The sequence below is a fragment of the Cohnella boryungensis genome, from assembly GCF_042651945.1.
Lineage (GTDB): Bacteria > Bacillota > Bacilli > Paenibacillales > Paenibacillaceae > Cohnella > Cohnella boryungensis.
In genome coordinates this window covers 213,009-233,513 of the sequence record NZ_JBHSED010000036.1, presented here as the reverse complement: position 1 = coordinate 233,513, position 20,505 = coordinate 213,009, and the positions used below count along the sequence as shown (strand labels likewise).

20 protein-coding genes and 2 pseudogenes are annotated in these 20,505 nt (G+C 46.5%); 9 read left to right on the top strand and 13 right to left on the bottom strand.

Annotated elements, in window-relative coordinates:
• Positions 1–782, top strand: a 782-nt coding sequence (locus tag ACFO1S_RS17845; RefSeq protein ID WP_378127256.1) for a transposase, incomplete at its 5' end; no start/stop codon positions are given.
• A gap of 43 nt (positions 783–825) precedes the next feature.
• Here ACFO1S_RS17845 and ACFO1S_RS17840 read toward each other — a convergent pair.
• From ACFO1S_RS17840 to ACFO1S_RS17830, 3 genes are read right to left on the bottom strand one after another with little or no spacing between them, the layout of a single operon-like run.
• Complete coding sequence (locus ACFO1S_RS17840; RefSeq protein ID WP_204603936.1) at positions 826–2,262, bottom strand: purine-cytosine permease family protein; 1,437 nt, start codon at positions 2,260–2,262, stop codon at positions 826–828.
• Between the two features lie 35 nt (positions 2,263–2,297).
• Positions 2,298–3,164, bottom strand: a complete 867-nt coding sequence (locus ACFO1S_RS17835) for a carbon-nitrogen hydrolase family protein (RefSeq protein ID WP_204603935.1) — start codon at positions 3,162–3,164, stop codon at positions 2,298–2,300.
• Positions 3,165–3,181: 17 nt separating this feature from the next.
• Positions 3,182–4,330: a glycerate kinase gene (locus tag ACFO1S_RS17830; protein ID WP_204603934.1), complete on the bottom strand. Its 1,149-nt coding sequence runs from the start codon at positions 4,328–4,330 to the stop codon at positions 3,182–3,184.
• 165 nt (positions 4,331–4,495) lie between these two features.
• Between ACFO1S_RS17830 and ACFO1S_RS17825 the strand changes: the two genes are divergently transcribed.
• Positions 4,496–5,644 (top strand): CdaR family transcriptional regulator, encoded by a 1,149-nt coding sequence (locus ACFO1S_RS17825; RefSeq protein ID WP_204603933.1) that lies wholly within the window; start codon positions 4,496–4,498, stop codon positions 5,642–5,644.
• A 148-nt stretch (positions 5,645–5,792) separates the two neighbouring features.
• On the opposite strand, the gene ACFO1S_RS17820 is transcribed toward ACFO1S_RS17825, so the two are convergent.
• From ACFO1S_RS17820 to ACFO1S_RS17810, 3 genes and pseudogenes are all read right to left on the bottom strand, one after another.
• Positions 5,793–5,873 (bottom strand): IS3 family transposase, encoded by an 81-nt coding sequence (locus ACFO1S_RS17820; protein ID WP_378127270.1) that lies wholly within the window; start codon positions 5,871–5,873, stop codon positions 5,793–5,795.
• Positions 5,874–5,905: 32 nt separating this feature from the next.
• Positions 5,906–6,091: pseudogene (locus ACFO1S_RS17815) on the bottom strand (IS3 family transposase); the annotation flags it as partial.
• 98 nt (positions 6,092–6,189) lie between these two features.
• Positions 6,190–6,501, bottom strand: coding sequence for a hypothetical protein (locus tag ACFO1S_RS17810; protein ID WP_204603932.1), 312 nt, complete (start codon positions 6,499–6,501; stop codon positions 6,190–6,192).
• Between the two features lie 220 nt (positions 6,502–6,721).
• On the opposite strand from ACFO1S_RS17810, the gene ACFO1S_RS17805 reads away from it, so the two are divergent.
• Positions 6,722–7,018 (top strand): DUF6444 domain-containing protein, encoded by a 297-nt coding sequence (locus ACFO1S_RS17805; RefSeq protein WP_204603931.1) that lies wholly within the window; start codon positions 6,722–6,724, stop codon positions 7,016–7,018.
• Between the two features lie 71 nt (positions 7,019–7,089).
• Here the strand turns inward: ACFO1S_RS17805 and ACFO1S_RS17800 are convergent, their stop codons facing one another.
• The 7 genes and pseudogenes from ACFO1S_RS17800 to ACFO1S_RS17770 all read right to left on the bottom strand — a co-directional run bounded on the left by ACFO1S_RS17800 (position 7,090) and on the right by ACFO1S_RS17770 (position 12,921).
• Positions 7,090–8,331: a hypothetical protein gene (locus ACFO1S_RS17800; RefSeq protein WP_204603930.1), complete on the bottom strand. Its 1,242-nt coding sequence runs from the start codon at positions 8,329–8,331 to the stop codon at positions 7,090–7,092.
• Positions 8,328–9,359: a hypothetical protein gene (locus ACFO1S_RS17795; protein ID WP_204603929.1), complete on the bottom strand. Its 1,032-nt coding sequence runs from the start codon at positions 9,357–9,359 to the stop codon at positions 8,328–8,330. Before ACFO1S_RS17795 ends, ACFO1S_RS17800 begins: the two co-directional genes overlap by 4 nt.
• A gap of 1 nt (position 9,360) precedes the next feature.
• Positions 9,361–10,215 (bottom strand): ABC transporter ATP-binding protein, encoded by an 855-nt coding sequence (locus ACFO1S_RS17790; protein WP_204603928.1) that lies wholly within the window; start codon positions 10,213–10,215, stop codon positions 9,361–9,363.
• On the bottom strand, positions 10,202–10,909 hold the full coding sequence (locus ACFO1S_RS17785) for a hypothetical protein (RefSeq protein WP_204603927.1): 708 nt from the start codon (positions 10,907–10,909) through the stop codon (positions 10,202–10,204). Before ACFO1S_RS17785 ends, ACFO1S_RS17790 begins: the two co-directional genes overlap by 14 nt.
• Entirely contained in the window at positions 10,902–11,450 is a 549-nt protein-coding gene (locus ACFO1S_RS17780; protein ID WP_204603926.1) for an RNA polymerase sigma factor, read from the bottom strand. Before ACFO1S_RS17780 ends, ACFO1S_RS17785 begins: the two co-directional genes overlap by 8 nt.
• Positions 11,451–11,937: 487 nt before the next feature.
• Positions 11,938–12,282 (bottom strand): annotated as a pseudogene (locus tag ACFO1S_RS17775) (IS3 family transposase); the annotation flags it as partial.
• Positions 12,283–12,618: 336 nt separating this feature from the next.
• On the bottom strand, positions 12,619–12,921 hold the full coding sequence (locus tag ACFO1S_RS17770; protein WP_204603924.1) for a hypothetical protein: 303 nt from the start codon (positions 12,919–12,921) through the stop codon (positions 12,619–12,621).
• Between the two features lie 206 nt (positions 12,922–13,127).
• On the opposite strand from ACFO1S_RS17770, the gene ACFO1S_RS17765 reads away from it, so the two are divergent.
• From ACFO1S_RS17765 to ACFO1S_RS17740, 6 genes are all read left to right on the top strand, one after another.
• A complete protein-coding gene (locus ACFO1S_RS17765) occupies positions 13,128–14,891 on the top strand; it encodes a sensor histidine kinase (protein WP_204603923.1) in 1,764 nt (587 codons plus the stop codon).
• 30 nt (positions 14,892–14,921) lie between these two features.
• Positions 14,922–16,289: an ABC transporter substrate-binding protein gene (locus tag ACFO1S_RS17760; RefSeq protein WP_204603922.1), complete on the top strand. Its 1,368-nt coding sequence runs from the start codon at positions 14,922–14,924 to the stop codon at positions 16,287–16,289.
• A gap of 36 nt (positions 16,290–16,325) precedes the next feature.
• Positions 16,326–17,111: a response regulator transcription factor gene (locus ACFO1S_RS17755; protein WP_204603921.1), complete on the top strand. Its 786-nt coding sequence runs from the start codon at positions 16,326–16,328 to the stop codon at positions 17,109–17,111.
• Positions 17,112–17,271: 160 nt separating this feature from the next.
• Positions 17,272–18,606, top strand: a complete 1,335-nt coding sequence (locus ACFO1S_RS17750; RefSeq protein ID WP_378127251.1) for an ABC transporter substrate-binding protein — start codon at positions 17,272–17,274, stop codon at positions 18,604–18,606.
• 82 nt (positions 18,607–18,688) lie between these two features.
• Positions 18,689–19,642 (top strand): carbohydrate ABC transporter permease, encoded by a 954-nt coding sequence (locus tag ACFO1S_RS17745; RefSeq protein ID WP_204603920.1) that lies wholly within the window; start codon positions 18,689–18,691, stop codon positions 19,640–19,642.
• Positions 19,643–20,464, top strand: coding sequence for a carbohydrate ABC transporter permease (locus ACFO1S_RS17740; protein WP_204603919.1), 822 nt, complete (start codon positions 19,643–19,645; stop codon positions 20,462–20,464).
• Positions 20,465–20,505 lie beyond the last annotated feature (41 nt).

Here is a 20,505-nt window from a genome sequence, read left to right as displayed (position 1 = left end):
GCCCCACAGATACGCGTTGTTTCATCCCCCATATGGAGCAATTAGCAGCATCCTCTTTACCCATGCCCAAAACCGTGATTGCCGATGCAGGCTATGGCAGTGAGGAAAACTATTTGTATGCGGTGGGCGAAGAAAAGGAGCCGTGCTTTGATTTTCTCATGCCCTATGGCAACTACATGAGCGAGAAAACGCGTCGTTACAAGAAGGACATCCGGCACGCCTCGAACTGGACGTATGAAGCGCACGATGATCGGTTTGTTTGCCCCAATGGCCGTTACGTTCGCTTTAAGAAGTACCAGACGAAAAAGAACGCTTCTGGTCTGGAGCAAAGCTTCAAGATTTATGAATGTGAAGATTGCAGGGATTGTCCATTCAAGGCAAGCTGCACCAAGGCCAAGGGAAACCGCGAGGTACACTGGAACACGATCTGGGAAGAGCTAAAAGCAAAAGCCAAAAAAGCCCTTGAGGATGACGAGAAATCCGCAATCTATGCTCGGCGTAAAGTCGAGGTAGAAAGCGTGTTCGGTCACATCAAGGGCAATCGCTCGTTCCGTCGATTCTCCTTGCGAGGGCTGGAGAAGGTTCACACCGAGTTTGGGATTGTGGCTTTAGCCCACAATCTACTGAAGATGGCGGGTATCCACCTCGCCACTTTCCAGCAGCAGAAGCACAAGAACCAAAAAAGTTGGACGGAAAACCTTACGTTTTTCCGCCCAACTTTTTTATTTTGGGGCTTATTGGACAGCCCCTGTTGTATTTATAGTCCTTGTTCCGTATCCTGATGAGTCTCTGGCACGTGCACCATCAATTCCGGAACACTCCGTATCATAGCCGTGCTGTCCAGCTCGTTTCAACATCCGTCGGGAACTTTGAGAAATAGTATCTCCCTTTTGTCATTACCGAGATCATTACATGTAGTACAGGTCCGGTAAGCATCGCAAAAAAGGAAGCGTAATATATCGGATAGACATCTAAAACCCCAAGCGCCCCGATAAATACAGCCGCTGATAAAGAGATAATACCTGCAGGATTCCAAGAATGCAGATATTCCTGGCGATACTCTACAAAATCGGATGGCGCCAATTTAAATACCTTTCTACAGATATAATAATCTGCAAGTATGATGAAAACCCACGTATTAGTTAAAATCCCGGTAATGGCCAAGAATGTATTCATGTATTGTAGAACGTTAACTGCATAAAATATGACACCTAATAACCAGACCGCTATCATCCACCATTGTCGGCCAGGACGGTAATTAAATACACTGTCCATCGTATTGGATAGAGCCAACGATCCAGAATACAAGTTCATGACATTGATTCGTATTTGGGTTACAATCGCAAATACAACTCCAAGAATCCCCATTACGATAGGGAACACAAAACCGGGATCAGAAGCCAGGGCGTACGCGTTATTATCCAGCGTTGGCAATAATGTATACGCCAACATTGCTCCGAGGAAAATAACGGCCAGCATGGGGATCAACATCCCGACCATAATGGTAGCTGTTCCTTTATACGTAATATTCGGTTTTGCAAAGCGTCCATAATCCGTTGCTAATAATCCCTGAAAAACAAGCTGACCATTGGCCATATTCAATGCCATCCACATCGTAGTCGCTGTTACATTGTTGCTCGGCATCCAGGAGGCTACCCCGATAACATCATAATTAACAGAAAGATTATAAAGCCCTACAAGAAATAAAATAAGGAAAATGGGCACTCCCCAGGTTTGGAGAAATTGCATGGAAGACATCCCTTTCCATACAAACCAGATCGTTATGAAGCCTAAGCCGGCAAAAATCGCAATACCACCTATAGAATTGATTCCAATCCCCGCATAATTGGCTATGGCATGCGTAACAATAGTTCCTTCAAATATAAAATAAAAAATATAGTTAACGGCATAGATCAATGAAGTTACTGCAGATCCTAAATACCCAAACCCGAGGCCTCTCGTCAATAGGCTCATCGATAAGCCTTCTTTACTGGCAATCTTCATGGTACACGCACCAATAATTGTAGCGCCCACAAAAAAATAAAAAATAGGAATAAGCATGGTTGGCCAACCAACCGTATAAGCAAATTCGGCCCCATATGTGAAGAAGAACATGGCTGTGGAGTTTCCTAAAAGAACAAGAATAATAGCTGCTATCGGCCAACGATATCGAGATGGAACTCTTCCAACTGAATAATCTTCTACCGCCTCTGCCTTGGTAATATCCTGAGGCCCCTGAAACCACTCTTTCCACTTACTCATGCGCATTCCCACCTTTTTCAATTATTATGCGAGCCCTAAGATAATTTTCTATGAATGTCTGCAAGTTGTTCATACATTCGTGTTGTTAAGTCGCGTAATACAGGAAAATAAGGACGAACTTTATGATGAGCCTGAATATCTATATCAGCTAGAGTAATACATTCTCCCTCATATGGTGCTTTACAGAGAATTGGATGACCGGGCAGCTTCGTCTCCTTGTCACCTGCTGCTACGATGCAGCCTCCTCCCCAATACTCGGTATCCCCTTCTTTCCCAACAAGATTCGTATAAACAAAATTAGTTGCATTTTCCATCGCTCTAACTTTTACAATAGGTTCAAAAATATCTTTTTCGAATGAGGGTGAACCAGAAATACCGATGATTAGATCGGCTCCTTGTAGGGTCAGCATGCGTGCCAATTCGGGAAAATAGATATCGTAACAGATCAGCACTCCAATTTTCCCTAGTGCTGAATTGAATACCGGCAAGTCCTCGCCTGCTTTAAAATATCTGCGGTCTGGAAATGCCCCAGGTCCTGATAGGTCTGTCGCGTGCCCTGGCAATGTGTTCTTTCTCCATTTTCCAATATAGCCATTCGGCCCTACCAATACAGCGGAATTATATAGAACGCCGCCAATCCCCTTCTCCGGCATCCCCCAAATAATATGAACTTCATGGGTACGAGCCAAATCTTCAAAATAACGAGTTGCCTCCCCCGGAATGGGTTCCGCTACTTCAAAAAAGTGATCCCCGCAGTTATATCCGCTTAAAGCAAGTTCCGGGAACACAACTAACTTGGCCCCGTTTTCCACAGCTTCAAGGGTTAACTCCTTCATCTTCTCCAGGTTTTTGTTTTTATCCCCTGTAATAGGGGTGATTTGTCCAATTGCCACTTTTGTCATTTTTGATTGCTCCTTTGCTAAAAAAGATTAACAACTGTACGGTTACAATCCACCAGTTTAATTAGCCTTGCTAAATCACGTGACGAATCAATCAGTAACTGTTTGGCATTTTTCATAGATTCCTGTAGACTAATTGGCCCCTGTGTAATGGAGCGGCAACTAACGAAATAATCATATAGTTGCTCATATCCATCACCCAATGCTCCTGAAATCAACAACGATTTGACATGATATTGCTTTGCAATTTTGGCCACATAAACAGGCACTTTTCCATATACCGATTGAAAATCCGACCGCCCTTCTCCAGTAATAACCCAATCCGCAGCTTTAATATGCTGTTCCAATCCCATAGCTTTTGCTACAATTTGCGCACCTGATTGAATTTTTGCGCCAAGTACTAAAAAGGCAAAGCCCAAACCTCCAGCAGCACCCGCACCCGGTATATTTTGTAGTGATTTACCTAACGCTTTTTCACAAAGGGCGGCATAATGTTGTAAACCGCGATCCAATTCTACAATTTCATCCTTTTTCGCGCCTTTTTGCGCCCCAAACACATACGCCGCTCCTTTTAAACCACACAGCACATTTTCTACATCGCTTGCGACGATAAGTTCACATTCAGCCAGTAGAGGGTTGACACCGGAAAAGTCAACCGTATGGATTTTTTCTAAAGCGCTTCCAATAGGCGGGACATGGGCACCCTTCTGATCAAGGAAAACGGCGCCTAAAGCCTGCAGCATACCAATTCCACAATCAATTGTAGCGCTTCCACCTAAGCCAAATAAAAAATTACGATACCCCTCGTTCAACGCATGGTTAATCAGTTCTCCCATGCCATAAGAGGTTGTAATCATCGGATTCCTTTCAGAAATCATCTGTAAGCCTGCAATACTCGCCACTTCAATTATTACAGTCTCATTATCCCCTAAAACACCATAACAGGAGTTCGTTTCCACACCCAATGGACCAGTGGCTCTTACTTCCACTTTTCTTCCGGACGTAGAATAAACCAATGCATCAATCGTTCCTTCTCCTCCATCGGCCATTGGAAATACATCTACTTTGGCAGATGGAATTTCAGCTTCAAATCCTTTTTTTAAACTAAGGGCCACTTCTCTTGCCGAAAGACATTCCTTAAAAGAATCAGGAGCTATTATGATTCGCATCTCCAACCTCGCTTGTCATTCTAGTTTACATTGATCTATGATAAAAATATCATACGATTCACACAAACATAATGGTTATACTACTGAAAATAACTGCATATACAGGAGGATTTTTGTGCAGATGCACATATGGCAGTTGACTTTATCTTGAAGGAGCTGAGAGGAATGCTTATCACATCAGGACTTGCTCATCCGATTATTGAAAAAATAGCCAAAGTTGCAGGTCATAACATTAACATCATGAATCATGAAGGAGTGATTGTTGCCAGTAGCGATTCAGAAAGAATTGATCAGGTGCATCAAGGGGCAATAGAGGTCATGAAAATGGCATCAGAACGAGTCATTTATCCTTCTGAGAGTGAAAACTTGACGGGGACTAAACCTGGGGTGAATTTACCGATTTTATTCAATCATGAATGCGTCGGAACTGTAGGGATAACGGGGGACCCAAACAAAGTTTATAATATAGCCCACATAGTCAAAATTACAGTTGAAGCTCTTCTTCAACAAAATTATTTAAGTGAACAACTTAGATACAAGAGAAAGATGATTGAAGAATGGGCTTTTGACCTCATCAACACTAAATTCACAAATTTCGTAAATTTAGAGGAAAGAGCGCAACACCTTAAAATTGACACAGAGCAAATTTGTACACTTCTTTTGCTAGAGATAGATGGCCTAAATCCTAAAACCGCTACCTATCAGGAATTATCGGAAAAGCAAAATCATATCCTACAACTCATTAGTGTTCATTTCACCCCCATTTTCATAGCTCCTACTGGAAAAGATCAATTTTTTATGGCATTCCCAGCTAAAAATAATAATGATTTGGAACAAATTCGGCGTCTTGCACATCAAATATATGAAAAATTAGTGAGTGAGCAACTAGATATCCGTATAGGTATCGGAACTCCCCAGAAGACTGTTCAGGGCTATCGTGAAAGTTACCATAACGCCTTGCACAGCCTTCAAATGATAAAAAAGCTCCAACATTCCAAAAAAATCATGCACATTAGCGAATGGGGAATTATAAGAATCTTAGATAAAATACCCAATGAGTTCATGGATATCTATTTAAATGAATTTCCCACGTTGACTACTCCTAGTCTACATTCCGAGTTGCTGGAGACACTTGAAACATTCTTAGATTTGGATCTGAATGTTGAGCAAACTTCCAAACAATTAAATATTCATCGAAATACGGTTGCCTATCGACTTGATAAAGTAAAACAACTTTGCGGTCTAAATCCCAGAAGCTTCAATGATGCAGTCCAGCTTAAAATCCTGCTATTTTTCTTAAAGCTTATCGATTGAATTTATAAGGGGGATGTATCTCCTTCTTCCCTCATCGATTTCTCTCAAAAATACTATTAATAACACAAAAGAAACCATACTTTATGTAAAATGGAAATTTCTGGGGCTGATCCCTCTCAGCGAAACAGGGATCAAAACACCTATTAAATTACGCAGCCAGTTGCCGATATTCAATCGGTGACTGGTTGTTTAGTTTCGCTTGAATACGAATTGAGTTATAGGAGGTGATGTAGTCTCGAACGGTTTGTTCAACGATTGCTGTCGTTGACCCACCGGCTGCTCCAAACGATGCAAATCACCTGCTCGGTACCAACGCATCCATGTTTTCAACTGCGTCTCATTACGAATGTTAAGTTGATCCATAATCTCCTTAACCGGGATATTCGCCAATCTCATCTCAATAGCTCTCATTTTGATTTCAACCGCGTAGCTAACTCTTGTTGCCAATGCAAAAACACCTCCAAAGTTGTCTACTACATCTTACGACGTAGGAGCATTCTCTTGAAGGTGTTTTGATTTGTCTCATGCTATGGAGTCAGTCCCCTTCAACTCCCGGTAGCCATGGATGCTTTAGTTAATAACGAATGCTTTATGAATACTTTTTTCATTAACTGTTTCTGAAAAGAAAGCGGCTGATGAAAGAATTTATCAGCCTTGAATAGCTCAAGTAACGCCTGAGTTGCCGCTTTTATTGCCAAAGCTTCATTTTCAAGCAGGTAATAAGCGATTTGATATCCGTAGTTTTCATACTGCCTAAGAACAATTACTTTTCGTAATAACTCTTGATTTTTAATTAAAGACATCTCTTTCCCCAATAGTTCTAATTGATTAGGAGTAAATCTTTTCAGGTTGCCCACATCCCAGATAATTCTTATAAGGGGTACCGCCAACATTTTAACGAAAATATACGTAAAGCCCTAAATTTATTAATGCTTTAATAGATTTTTTCATAATATCCCCCGTTACTACTTACGTCTCCTTAAAATAACCGTTAAGGAGACTTTCTCTTTTTAAAGGATTTTTGGTGCACCATGTAGAAGTATTTTCTTATCAGATTTTGAGGAAGGAGCGCGCGCAATGAAGCTAACATCGAAACAGGTGTTACACGTTAGCAAAGGAGATACCGAGATTGCTGGCTTTATTTCCGCGCTCTTGACCCAAAACGAAAAGCTAACCGAGATCGTGGAAACGCAAGCGTGGCAAATCAAGAAACTCCAAAATCGCGTGCAGGAGCTAGAACGCCAGATCGGTCAGAATAGCAACAACAGCAGCAAACCTCCATCGAGCGACGGACTGCGCAAAAAGAACAACTCACGCGAGCCCGGGGGAAAGAAAGGCGCCCCAAAGGGTTCTTCGCGGTCAGTTTCAGTTTAGAACTACGTAAGTAGTAACATATCCCCCTTTTAATTCGCCATATAAACTATAGTGCATTTATCCTCTGTGCCTTAAGCTAAATCAACATACCTCTCCCGTATCGTTACAACTACCGCCGCAATCATTCCGACAACGGCAACGAAACCACATACGATAACCTCCGGCACATCAAATCTACCACGGTAGATATTGCTAAAAACTATATTATTATACGATAGTGCCATGTTGACTGATAGTACGGCGATTCCCGCAACCGCAACGCCAACCGGAACGGCCTTAATCATCATCATCACAATATTCGCACTGAACCTCGCAAGTATAAACGCGAAACACGCCGTGCCGACACTTAGTGCAAGTATCATTCCCGCGAGAATGAGAACGTACTGCCCGAAGGTAATGTTATAAAGCTGCATCTGCCCACTAGTAAGCGACATGATATGCGCGTCCCAATAATTCCCTGCGCCTGATGCAAGAAACGGAATATATGCTGCGGCGATCAAAAGGATTGATAAAGCGAGTGTGCTTACAATAGTTGCGGCAAATTGAAGCTTAAAAATCCTGCGGCCAATAGTGGATGAATACTGCATTAGGTTTAACTTCCGCATACGGTCGGTTGTAAGTAATGGTGCAATGAAAATGATTATGGCCACTACGGTAAAAACCCCAACAACAGCTGCATATAGCGAAAATTGCCCACTGAGATCATAGTGGATCAAGTTTGCATTGTGCATTTGTAGTAATTTTTCAGCGGCGCGAACGACTACGGGGCGGGAATCGTTGTCTATATAGCTGCGAAGAGAAGCCTCATAATCGACATATGTGCGTTCGAGTGCCTCGAGCGTCTGTATCCTAATCAATGGCGAGGCATACCATTCATCTAAGGTTTGTGCGCTATTGCTATAATTCAACTTGCTCTGCATTGTGAATAAGGTATCACTAAAGATTTCCTGTTCTTCCTTGCTTAGATCGCTGGAGTAGCCGTTCTCAACAAACTCCTCATATTGAGCATAGCTGTAGATATTGTTTTCGGTAAATATCGTCTCATTTGAGATAATCTCATCCATTTCAGAAATAAGCGCCACCCTTTTGCCCGGGATATCATAGTCGGCAAGTTCTTCCGGTTCAAGCGTATCACCGTAAAGTGCAAACATCTCATTCTGATAGGAACCGTAAATACCATGGGTAGTCAGACTATCATATGAACGCAGTGCTTCGCTCAAAAATGCAAACCACGTTAACGCACTCATTGCAACAATAAGTGCAAGAATGCGCCAATTCCATAGCTTCTTTAGTTCGTATGCGAATATCCTCATAATAGATCCCTCTTTTTGAATATTTTATTAGCAATGAATGCGGCGATGGAAAGTATAACAAGGGAAAAAAAAAGCCCAACGCTCTCAAAGTTCGCCCATATAATGTCCGCTCCACCATCGGTGAACCATTCTCCGCTATTTTTCCATAACCAAACTGGCGTAAGACCCCACATGGCTCGAAAAACTGAGCCGATTGGGAAGAGGGACTTAGCAAGAAATGTGATCCCTATTACCAACGCAGCGGCTATAAATGCCCCGTATCCGTTACGAACAAATACCCCAGCTGCGAATCCCAACAGGCAAAAGCAAACTGCAATACCAAAGGCTACTCCGATTGTTGCCCAAAGATACCCCTCAACAGTGAAGCTGTGCCATGTGATGAAAGGCTTGCCGTATTCATTCACAGCGTAGTTAAACATGCTTGATACGTTATCGTTCCACACATCCGAAAAATTGAATCTGAGAAAAAGAATGCACAAACTCACCCCAATGATTACGACAGTCATGGCTACTGCCGCAATCAGCGAGGCACTCAGTTTTGTTCTGAGTATCCGTCTTCCAATTTTTGAAGTGCATATAATATGTTCGGTCCCTCTCAAGTTTTCGTAGGTTACCGATATGAGCGCGGCAAATAACGCTAGCAAAGAGCTTTCTGCAATAATTGCCATAAACATGATCTTAAACAACAGAGCGTGGCGGTAATGAGTCTGTCCACCGAAGTAAGTTGACAAAGCATCGCCGTTAGCCGCTTTCTCATCGATTACAGGTTGTAGTTTTTCATACTTGTCGCGTATATTCTCTGCGTTTTCGGCTGTGATGTTGTACTTCCTTATATATGCCTCCCCGATTTCGCTTGTCTTAAATCCCTCAAAGATATTGACAGATTCTGCTTTGTGATTTGCGTTATAATCGTTGTAGCTTGCTATCGCAATCACAGTGTTAAAAACGATGCACAGGGCAACCATACCAACCATTGCGGGTGAAAGCACAAGTTTTTTTAGCTCGAGCCCGAATAGCATATATCTCACCTCACATTGCCTCATCTCGATAAATGTATAGGAACACGTCCTCAAGATTGGGGCTGACACTACGCGCGACATCGCCGCAGTGGCTCTCACTCGTAAAGCGTGTGACGGTTTTACCGTTCTCCTGACGTTCTGTGAGTGCAAGATAAGATGATTTGACACCAGTGATATCATCCGTTTCATAAACCTTGTTCATGAGCATCCCGCATATCGACGTAGGTGTGTCATTGGCGAACAGACTGTGATTTTTGAACATAATGACCCTTCTTGCAATTGTTTCAATGTCCGACACGATATGCGTTGAGAGTATGACAATGCGGTCTTTGGATAGTGATGAGATAAGATTGCGAAAGCGGACACGTTCCTTTGGATCAAGCCCAGCCGTAGGTTCGTCCAAAACAAGGATTTTTGGATCGTTTAGCATAGCCTGAGCAATTCCGACGCGCTGAATCATACCACCCGAAAATTTCTTCATCTTTTTATCCCGCACGTCCGACAAGCCCACAAGATCAATGAGTTCGTCAGTCTTGCGCTTCGCCTTATCGCGATCGATACATTTTAACGCTGACATATACAGCAGGAACTCTCTCGGTGAGTGATTCCTGTAATAGCCAAAGTCCTGCGGCAGATAGCCGATGATGTCACGGTACGAAGCATCAAGCCTAACGATTTCATCTCCATTCCAAAGGATTTCGCCGTTAGTGGGGGAGATGAGTGTTGTGAGCATTTTTATAAGTGTAGTCTTGCCTGCGCCGTTTGGAGCAAGCAGAGCGTAAACACCGCCTGAGAATTCGAGGTTGATATTCTCTAAAGCAGTGAAGTTTCCGTATTTCTTAGTCACATTGTTAAGCGACAGCATATTTTTTTACCTCCGACAACATTTTTGAGATTTGGTAAACAAGTACAGCCGCTCCGAAAATAGCAAGCGAAGCTGAAAAGACAATTGGTATTTCGCGCAATATTGCTTCCCACTTTTCGCCGAGTGAGAACGGGAGTGCGGTGTTTACGAATACCCAAGCCGCCGAGTACACTGCGATTACCCATTTGTTGTGCAAAAAGCGCATAATAGACAGACTCAAGACAGCGCAGATAAACAGGGCAGACATGCAAAGCGGGAATAACGAAAGGAATTCATATCTGCTATCTGCACTAATTGCTGCGATAACCGCCGTGAACACTGAGCCGACAACCGAGTAGCAAATCACCCGCAGAGTGGTTATCTGCCGGATTGTGTAACGGCAAGTCTGTTTTAGTTCGTATAACCCATAGGTCCGCTCCGACGTTTCGACAAACATGGTTATCAATAGGAAAACCAGTGGGGCGACGGTGATGGCGGCGGAGTATCGGTAATCGTCAGGCGCAAAATTGAACAACACAAGAACGCCTGCAAGGGTTACGGTGGCGAAGAACAAGCTATACCCCGTATCCCAAAAGATGAAACGGAAGCCTATCGTGCGCAGCATTTCCGCAATCCGTTCTCTTGCCGTTTGCGGCTTGACTAAGCCTTGCGAAAGAATATATTCAATGCTTGTATTCTTTGTTTTCTTATCCATAATCGGCAAACTCCTTTCTAAGCAGGTTGATAAGGCGGTAATACTTGGATTTCACGCTTCCCTCGGGAAGCCCTTCGATACCTGCGATTTCAGAGAACGTGTACCCGCCGAAGATGTGAAGCCGGAAGATTTTCTGCGTATCTGGAGACGTACCGCCCACAAAAGCGCATACCTTCTTCGTAAAATCGCTGTCTTCGAATTGCTGTGTAAAGTCTGTTTCATCAATCGGCTCCACCTCGTCAAGGGGTATCGTTTTAGCGGTCATGTGATAGGCTCGCGAACGAAACCAATCCACAACCTTATTTGTGGCAATCCTGTACAACCACGTTCGGAATCCAGCACCTCGTTTCACATCGTAAAATCCGATTGTCCTGAGCATTGAAATAAATATCTCCTGTGTCAGGTCAAGAGCAACGCCCGCATTCGAGACTTGTTTCTTCACGAAGCCGTAAATCTCGTCATAGTAGTATTGCACCAGTTCATCGGCGGCGGAGCGGTCGCCGCTCCGCTGGATTTTCTTTATCAGGCGTAGCTCGTCCAACCGCACCACCTCCTTTTTGTCTGTCCATTTAAGTATTCGTAGTGGATAGAGAAATAGTTTCAACGCCGAAATGTATTAGATTTTTTTTGCCGCTCTGAACGAAGCCCCCTGTCTATCCGGGTTTGACAGTCCGCAGATGCAACCGCCGCGAGCCCAGTCAGAACAAGGGATACGGCGGTTGTGGATAACTAAGTGTGGTGCCTACGGATTTCAGGGATCAAGGATCAAAGCAGTGAAATGTCCATATTTTCTGGTGTTCTTCGATTTTAAGGGCCAAAACAAAGCGCGGCAACCTGTGAGTCGACCTGGACGCAGTTAAAGCGATGGAGCATTATTAAGTACTTTCTGCGAACATCCGATCAGTCTAGTACTTTATTATCCTTGAACAAAAAAACCTGTACCATACCACAGTAGGGCTGACGGGGCTGACCCCTCTCAGCGAGACAGGGATCAAAACACCTATTAAATTACGCACCCAGTTGCCGATATTCATCAATGACTGGTTGTTTAGTTTCGCTTGAATACGAATTGAGTTATAGTAAGTGATGTAGTCTCGAATGGTTTGTTCAACGATTGCTGTCGTTGTACATGTGAGCCCTTCGAGATGGAACGTTTCAGACTTTAGTGTGGAATGAAACGATTCGATGGGGGCATTATCAGCGGGCTGTCCGGTTTGCTTACGTTTCTTTGCTCTGACGCGACAGTTCCATCCATACTGCTGCATGATTCGTTGCACACGCTTGTGATTCACAATCTGTGAGCGGCGCAGAACGCCTGTGATCTTACGATATCCATAACTAAAGCGATGCTTCTCACACAGTTCCTGAACGCGTGGGATGGGGTCGCTTCAATCTGAGCAGTTGGAGTCAGGCTGTCTTGTCGGCGGTCGCTTGATATTCCGTTTCATTTTTCGTACACGCAGACATAAGAACTAAGCATAACAAAAGCAAAAAAGGTGGTTGAGCAGGCTTCAACAAATCTCCTCCAAATTCCCTTTTTAAGAGTAGAAGCAAATAGTCAAAAAATTATGCTTCCCGCCCCGCCTTAACAGACAAAAAAGAGGGGTTCGTCCCCCCTCTTTACTGTTTCGTCCATACTTCTCGGCCATGCTTTCTATCCCTGTCCTCTTACAACCGAGTTCGGACGACCGCCTCACTTGTCATCAACTTTACAACTTATCATACTTCCCATCGTACGCCCACGTCAGTCCCCCGTCCTTGCTATATAGATAGAGGGTCCCCACAGCTTGGCCGTCTTCGTGCCTGGTCAGCAGGATAGGATATAATCCTTCTTCCCCGTTGAAAACCGGAGAAAGAGGCGTTTTGTTGTAGTCATCCTTGAACTCATCCGGAAGCGTGACGACAAGCTTCTCCCAGGAATGCCCTTGATCTTTAGTCCAATAGATTTCAGGTCCCGCATCCTTATAGTAGCGAAAACCGAAAAAGCCGATCTTCTGGTTGGAAAAGCCCACACCGGTCAAATGCTCCGAATAGCTGTCATTGGGACTCCCGACCTCTCTCCATGTTTTCCCGCCTAAATCTCAAACATCCAATAGGTGCTGTTCTTTATTTTCTTCTCTATCTAGCCAACTTCGTGTTATTGTATATGGACATGAATCACAATTATTAATGACAGCGCTTTCATCGTTTTCACCGATTGGGGAGGCACTATAAAGCCATGTCGCGAACCGTTTCGATCCGGTCCATTCTGTTAACGGCCATCCTGTTTCTCATGATCTTTCCGCTTGTCGTCATTACTTTCATTACATACCAGAAGCAAAACGATCTCTTCCAAAATCAAGCCAGCCAATTCGTACAGCAATCCGTCGCGCAGACCAAAAGCACGTTGGATACGAATCTGAACGAGATCGATCGGCTGACCTGGTCGCTGCTGTATCAGCAATCGCTGGAATTTATCGCCGCTCCGCTGGATACAACCTATCAGCTCAACGAAGCAAACCGCAAATTCAAAGAGAAGGTATATTCCGATTTATTCAGCGGAAAGCTGAACCATATTCGAACGATCTCCTTTGTGACTCCCGACAGCTATGTGCTGTCTACGGACAGCTCCCTGTCTCATTACGACCAGCTGGATCGGAAAAATTACAGCTATATCGTCAAGCAATTCAACGAGGAGCCGCTAAAGATGCATTGGCTCAACAACTCGCAAGCGATCTATCAATCCAAAGCGGGGTTCAACACTCCCGTTCATGCTTCCGTGACGGCGGCGCGCAGAATCGTCGACAGCAATACCGCCGAGCTGAGAGGTTATCTGTTCATCCAGCTTAACGACCTCTTTCTGGATGAGTATCTTCGCGGCGTACGGATCGGATCGACGGGCTCCCTCCAAATTACGGATCATTTCGGCGAAGTCATCTACAGCCAGCAATCCGATCTGTTTAACAACCCCAAAATCATATCGGCGATTCAAGAGCTTCCCCCCTTCGGCAGCGGAACGATTACCGTAGACGGCAAATGGCTTCTATCCTACGATACTTCGGCGGTCAGCAATTGGAAATTAACTGCCGTCGTTCCTCTGAACGAAGTGCTCGGACCCAACCAGCAAATTCTCAAGGTGCTATTGATCATGGCCGGTCTTGGAGCGGTTGTCTCCTTCGTTGTCGCCCTCCTGTTCACGGCGGTTCTGTCGAAGCCGGTCATCGGCTTGGCTAAAGTCATGTCGGTCGCCTCCATCGACAATCTGAACGTCAGAGAACAGATGAGCTCAATCCGGGAAATCAGTATTTTACAACGCAATTTCAATCGGTTGATGGACCGGACGCAACAGCTGCTTATCGAAAATGAAAACGCGCAGAAGCAAAAAGGCGACGCCCAGTTGAAAACGCTGCAGATGCAAATACAGCCGCATTTTTTGTACAACACGCTGGATACGATCTACTGGATGTCGAAAAAGCATGGCGCCGAGCCGATCAGCAAGCTGGTCACCGCGCTCGGAAAATTTTTCAGATTTACGCTGAACTCGAGCTTGGAGCGCGTGACCTTGGAACGGGAAGTGGAGCATGTCGAGAACTATTTGCGAATTCTCGCTTTCCGATACAGAGATAAACTCGACTATCGAATCACGATGGAGCCGGAGCTGAATCGGGTGTGGACGATGCCGCTCATTCTGCAGCCGATCGTAGAGAACGCGATCGAGCACGGCATTGCCAGGCTAAAGACTGGCGGTCATATCAGCTTGGATATTTATCGATCCGGTCAAGAAGTGCTGATCGATATCGCGAACGATGGACACGATACCGATCTGAGCCGCATGAAGCAATTGCTGGAGGATGAAAAGCAAAGCGAGCATGTCGGGCTTCGGAACGTTCATCAAAGAATTCAACTCTCATTCGGCGAAGCGTTCGGCATAAGATTAATAGATCGCGTTAACGACAGAACCTTGGTGAGGCTTTGCATTCCAATCAGCCGGGAATGGAAATAAGATCGCGGAACAGGAGGCTTGTCAACGTACATGAATCGTCTTGGATTTAGAAGCTTGCTGCTCATCGCGCTATCCCTTCTCATTCTCTGGACGCTGAGCGGAATCGCCTTGCTGGACCGAATCAAACTGAGCGAGCCGGTGAACAACGTGAAGGAGCCTATCATTCGCGTCTTGATCCGTACCGGAACCGAGTCGTCCGCGCTTCGCAAAATCGCCGAACCGTTTACGAAATCCAGCGGCATAAAAGTCGAGTTCGTCGAGCTAGGGCGCGATAACTTCTTTACCGCACTAGGCACTCAACTATTCGCGGGGTCGGAGGCTTTCGACGTCATGTTCATGCCGAACACCTCAATCGCCCAATTCGCCTCCGCGAATGCGATATTACCGCTCGATCCCTTTATCCAGGACCCGGAGTTAACCGACCTGGAATCCTTCAATCTGGACGATTTCCTGGCGATCTACCGCTATCAGAACGCCATCTATGCCTTGCCGACCGATATTAGCACGCACTTTTTATATTACCGAAGCGATCTCATCCCCCATCCGCCGGATACTTGGGATGAATTTTACGAGGCAGCGAAGCGTTTTACGCGTTCCATCACGCCCGGCTCTCCGACCAGATGGGGAGCGACGATGCCTGCGGTTGTTCCCGAGGAGCGATCCAAGATTTTCGCTTCCTTGCTCTGGTCCTTTGGGGGAGACGGAATGCGGGAGGATACCGGCCAAGTGATGCTCGATCACGAGCCTTCGGTGCGCGCCGGCGAATTCTTGGCGAAAATGGTTCAGAACAAAGTCATTCCCGACGATCTCCTGTCCTGGGATTTCGCCAGAACGCGCGACGCTTTGCTCAGCGGGGAGGTTGCGATGGCCGCGCCGTACTGGAACGCTTCTTACAAGGATATCGTGCAATCGACTAGCCGCTACAAGGATTCCATCCAAATCGCTCTCATTCCGGGCATTAAGGACGAGAACGGCAAAATTCACCGGGCGACCTTCGAGCATAGTTGGACGCTTGCCATTAATGCCAATTCGGCGAATCCGACCGATGCGTGGAAATTTCTCGAATTCGCGACAGGAAAGGTCGGCGGCAAGATCTATGTCGAAGCCGGAGGCATCCCTGCAAGGCGCTCCATTCTCGGAGACGAACGCTACCGGGAAAGCCGGCCCGACTTCGGCCTGCTGCTCGAAAGTCTTCGGACCGCGCGCAACGAGCCCTATGTTCCTTACTATAACGCCCTGGTAGAAATCGAAGAACGCGCGCTTGCCAAGATCATTACGCTTCATTCCGAGCCGGAACTGGCTTTCCGCACAGCCGCCGATGAGCTGCGGCATCTGTACCAGTCGATCCAGATCAATAACGCCAAACAATCCAAGCACAACCCGAAAAACAGCGAGTGATCCAATCGTCCATTAGAATCATGAGGGGGATAACGCATGAAATCGACTTGCCGCGCAGCAATCATAGACGATGAATCGTGGATTCGAGAAGGATTAAGCGAGCATATCAATTGGGAACGAATCGGCATCGAGCTTGTTGGCAGCTTCGAGGACGGACGCGAAGCGCTGCAGGAAATTAAAAACAACCCGGTCGACATCATTATGACGGACATTCGAATGCCGAATATGACGGGGCTGGAGTTTCTGGCCGAGCTCAGGAAAATCGAAATGGATCATCCGGATACGCCCTCCAGCAAAGTGGTCATCATGAGCGGATTCGACGATTTCAAATACGCCCAGGAAGCGATGCGGCTTGGAGCCTCCGATTATTTACTTAAACCCACGGATGTCGAGGACACCGAAGAAGTACTGCTCAAGCTCAAAGCCCGCTGCCAGAACGAGAGGAGCGCCCGCTTCAAGCTTCCGAATTTGCCGAAGCCAGCGGAAGGGATCGATGAAAACGCCTCTTTTCTGGTCAAGAAAGCGATAAAGCTCATGAACGAGAAATTTACCGAGGACTTGCACCAGGTGCAAATTGCCGAGGAGCTGTACATTACGCCGAATTATCTAAGCCGAATTTTCAAGCAGGAGACGGGCAAGTCCTTCAGCGACTATTTGTCCGCGAAGCGGATTGAGAAATCGTGCGAGCTGTTGACCAAAAGCACCCTAAAGATCTATCAGATCGGGGAAGCCGTCGGTTATCCGAATCCCCGTTACTTCAGCGAATGGTTTCAAAAGCAGACCGGAATGTCGCCCGGCGAATACCGCAAATATCATAGCTAACCATCGTCCAGCCTTGCGAGGAGCCATCTTTGCAAGGCTGGATTTCTGTGTAAAATAACGGAACAAAAGATAGGATCGCCACATATTAAACCGGTTTGTAAGCGTTTATCATATTAAACGTAAAGCGATTACAAAACCTTGTTTTGAAAGGGGAAGTCAAGTGAAACGGAAATTAGGCATGATACTTTCCACATTGTCGGTTGCCGGCATGGTGTTAACGGGATGTGGGGGCAACAACAACGGTCCTGCGGCATCAAAGGGCAGCGAGGGAAGCGCTCCTCCTTCTCCATCCAAAGCGGAGCAGTCCGTTGACCAAAAGGTCGAAATCTTCAGTTGGTGGACGGGAGCAGGCGAGGAAGCCGGCTTGCTTGGCTTGATCGGGCTATTCTCGGATAAGCAATCGGACATTAAAGTGATTAACGCTGCCGTTGCTGGCGGCGCGGGAACGAACGCCAAGGCCGTGCTCGCGAGCCGCATGCAGGGCGGAGATCCGCCGGATGCCTTCCAGGTACATGGCGGTGCCGAGCTCAACACCGGTTGGGTGGCAGCGGATAAGGTAATCGATCTGAACGATCTGTTCGCGGAAGAAGGCTGGAACGATAAGTTCCCTAAGGAATTGATCGATCTCGTCAGCAAAGACGGCAAAGCCTACTCTGTTCCAGTCAATATCCATCGCGGCAACGTGATTTTCTACAACAAAAAAATCTTCGACGACAACGGCCTTCAAGCGCCTAAAACCTTCGACGAGTTCTTCACCGTCGCCGACGCTTTGAAAGCAAAAGGCATTACGCCGCTTGCGCTGGGTGATAAAGAGCCTTGGACGGCAACGATGCTGCTCGAAAACATTATGATGGGCGAGCTGGGCGCAGACGACTACAAAAAACTGTGGACCGGCGAAGTGAAATTCGACGATGCGCGCGTAACCTCATCATTCGAAAAATTCAAAAAAATGCTGACTTACGTGAACGAAGATCATGCGGCGCGCAACTGGCAAGACGCATCCCAGCTCGTCGCCGAGGGCAAAGCGGCAATGACGAACATGGGCGACTGGGCTAAAGGCTACTTCACAACGGACTTGAAGCTCGTTGCGAACCAGGATTTCGGCTGGATCGAAACGCCCAACACCGGCGACAGCTTCATGGTTATCACCGATACATTCGCCATTCCGAAGGGCGCTAAGGACGAGCAAGCCGCCCGCGAATTTTTGAAGGTGCTTGGCTCTGTCGAAGGTCAGGACGTGTTCAATCCGCTGAAAGGATCGATTCCCGCTCGGATCGACGCAGACAAATCCAAATACGATTCTTACGGACAAGAAACGATCGACGACTTCAAAGTAAGCAAGCTCGCTCCAAGCTTGGCGCATGGTTCCGCAGCGCCGGAAGGCTTCGCAACGCAAGCGAATCAAGTCGTTAATATTTTCGTAACGAACGGCGACGTGGAGCAAGCTCAGAAGGCGCTCGTATCCGCCGCGCAATCGAGTGGAATCGGCAAATAATCGACGGGATCGCTAAACAGAACATAAAACGGGGTCAGATGCGATCTGGCATCTGGCCCTGTTTTTGTCAGGAGTGACGCTTATGACTTCTTCGGTCGGAGAGATCGGTGCAAGCAAAAAAAAGAAAAACCGGGAGCGGCTGCTTCCCATACTCATGCTGTTGCCCTCTATTGCGGCGATTGCCATATTTATTTACGGATTTATCGCCAAGACCGGCTACACTTCCTTTACGGATTGGAACACCCTTGTCCAAAGCAATAACTTTATCGGCTTCGACAATTATCGATTTTTGTTTTCGGATTTCCGGTTTCAATCGGATTTAAGAAATACATTGGTGTTCACGATTCTCTTCATTGCCGTCACGATGATGATCGGATTATTCCTGGCACTCATGATCGATCGCAAAGTTCGCGGGGAATCGTTCTTTCGCAATGTGTTCATCTTTCCGATGGCCGTCTCCTTTATCGTCACAGGCGTTATCTGGCAGTGGTTGCTTAATCCGACTACCGGCTTCAACCTGATTCTGAAAAAACTCGGCTTTGACTCGGTGCCTAAGTGGTATACAAGCACGGAAATCTATCTCGGATTACCCATCGGACAGATCAAATTCGGGATTCCGATTGCAATAATCGCAGTGGCGATCGCGACCGTATGGCAAATGTCCGGCTTTGCAATGGCGATGTATCTTGCAGGCTTGCGCGCGGTTCCCGACGATTTACGCGAAGCGGCCAGAGTCGACGGCGCCAAGGAAAGCCAAATTTTCTTCAAGGTCATCCTGCCTCAACTGACGCCGATCACGATGAGCTTGGTCATTATTCTCGCCCATATCTCCTTGAAAATATTTGATTTGGTGTACGCGATGACGGGACCCGGAGCGATGTTTGTTACCGACGTGCCCGGGGTGTATATGTTCGAAACGACCTTCCGCGGCAACCATTATGCGCAAGGCGCCGGAATCGCCATGGTCATGCTTGCGTTCATATCTCTGCTCATTATCCCGTATCTGGTTTCCAGTCTTAGAAAGGGGGATAAATAAATGAGAGGTGAACGCGTAAAACGCACGCTGCTCTATCTGCTCCTTTGCGCATTAGCCGTAATGTTTCTGATTCCGATCTATGTCGTCGTCCTGACTAGCGTCAAAGGATTGGATTCCATCACGCTGGAGAAAATGTGGGATTGGCCCACGAAATTCGATTTCTCGGGGTACAAGGTCGCCTTCGAGAAGCTGGCGCCCAACTTGACCAACAGCTTCTTGCTCGTTATTCCCGCTACTCTGCTGTCGGCGTTCCTCGGATCGATGAACGGCTACATTTTATCCAAGTGGACATTCAAGGGCTCCAATACGCTCTTTGCCCTCATGCTGTTCGGCATGTTCATCCCGTATCAGAGCATCTTGATTCCGCTCATTCAGTTCATGCAGAGCATCAACCTGTACAATTCGCTTGCGGGGCTCATTCTGGTTCACGTTGTGTACGGTTTGCCGATCTGTACGCTTATGTTCCGGAATTTCTATGTCGGCATTCCAACCGAGCTGCTCGAAGCGGCCAAAATTGACGGGAACGGATTTTTCGGCATCTATCGCCATGTCATCGTTCCCTTGTCCGTTACCGGATTCGTTGTCGTCGGCATATGGCAATTTACGAATATTTGGAACGAGTTTCTGTTCGCGGTTACCCTCACGACGCAGAAGCAGCAGCCGATTATGGTGGCGCTGCAGAATCTGTCGGGCAGCCAAATCGTGCAGTGGAACGTTCAGATGGCGGGTGCCCTTCTCGCTGCGCTTCCGACGCTGCTCGTCTACATCTTCCTGAGTCGCTACTTCATTCGCGGCTTGCTCGCAGGATCGATTAAAGGCTGAGTCGGAGGAACACGGTACTACCTTTTTGTAGCTGACGTCAT

What these genes read in the sequence shown, in the direction of transcription:
- ACFO1S_RS17760 (WP_204603922.1), top strand. Translation starts at nt 14,922, where the DNA reads ATGAATCGTCTTGGATTTAGAAGCTTGCTGCTCATCGCGCTATCCCTT.
- ACFO1S_RS17745 (WP_204603920.1), top strand. Translation starts at nt 18,689, where the DNA reads ATGACTTCTTCGGTCGGAGAGATCGGTGCAAGCAAAAAAAAGAAAAAC.
- ACFO1S_RS17790 (WP_204603928.1), bottom strand. Translation starts at nt 10,215, where the DNA reads ATGCTGTCGCTTAACAATGTGACTAAGAAATACGGAAACTTCACTGCT.
- ACFO1S_RS17800 (WP_204603930.1), bottom strand. Translation starts at nt 8,331, where the DNA reads ATGAGGATATTCGCATACGAACTAAAGAAGCTATGGAATTGGCGCATT.
- ACFO1S_RS17840 (WP_204603936.1), bottom strand. Translation starts at nt 2,262, where the DNA reads ATGAGTAAGTGGAAAGAGTGGTTTCAGGGGCCTCAGGATATTACCAAG.
- ACFO1S_RS17755 (WP_204603921.1), top strand. Translation starts at nt 16,326, where the DNA reads ATGAAATCGACTTGCCGCGCAGCAATCATAGACGATGAATCGTGGATT.
- ACFO1S_RS17805 (WP_204603931.1), top strand. Translation starts at nt 6,722, where the DNA reads ATGAAGCTAACATCGAAACAGGTGTTACACGTTAGCAAAGGAGATACC.
- ACFO1S_RS17825 (WP_204603933.1), top strand. Translation starts at nt 4,496, where the DNA reads ATGCTTATCACATCAGGACTTGCTCATCCGATTATTGAAAAAATAGCC.
- ACFO1S_RS17765 (WP_204603923.1), top strand. Translation starts at nt 13,128, where the DNA reads ATGTCGCGAACCGTTTCGATCCGGTCCATTCTGTTAACGGCCATCCTG.
- ACFO1S_RS17785 (WP_204603927.1), bottom strand. Translation starts at nt 10,909, where the DNA reads ATGGATAAGAAAACAAAGAATACAAGCATTGAATATATTCTTTCGCAA.
- ACFO1S_RS17835 (WP_204603935.1), bottom strand. Translation starts at nt 3,164, where the DNA reads ATGACAAAAGTGGCAATTGGACAAATCACCCCTATTACAGGGGATAAA.
- ACFO1S_RS17740 (WP_204603919.1), top strand. Translation starts at nt 19,643, where the DNA reads ATGAGAGGTGAACGCGTAAAACGCACGCTGCTCTATCTGCTCCTTTGC.
- ACFO1S_RS17830 (WP_204603934.1), bottom strand. Translation starts at nt 4,330, where the DNA reads ATGCGAATCATAATAGCTCCTGATTCTTTTAAGGAATGTCTTTCGGCA.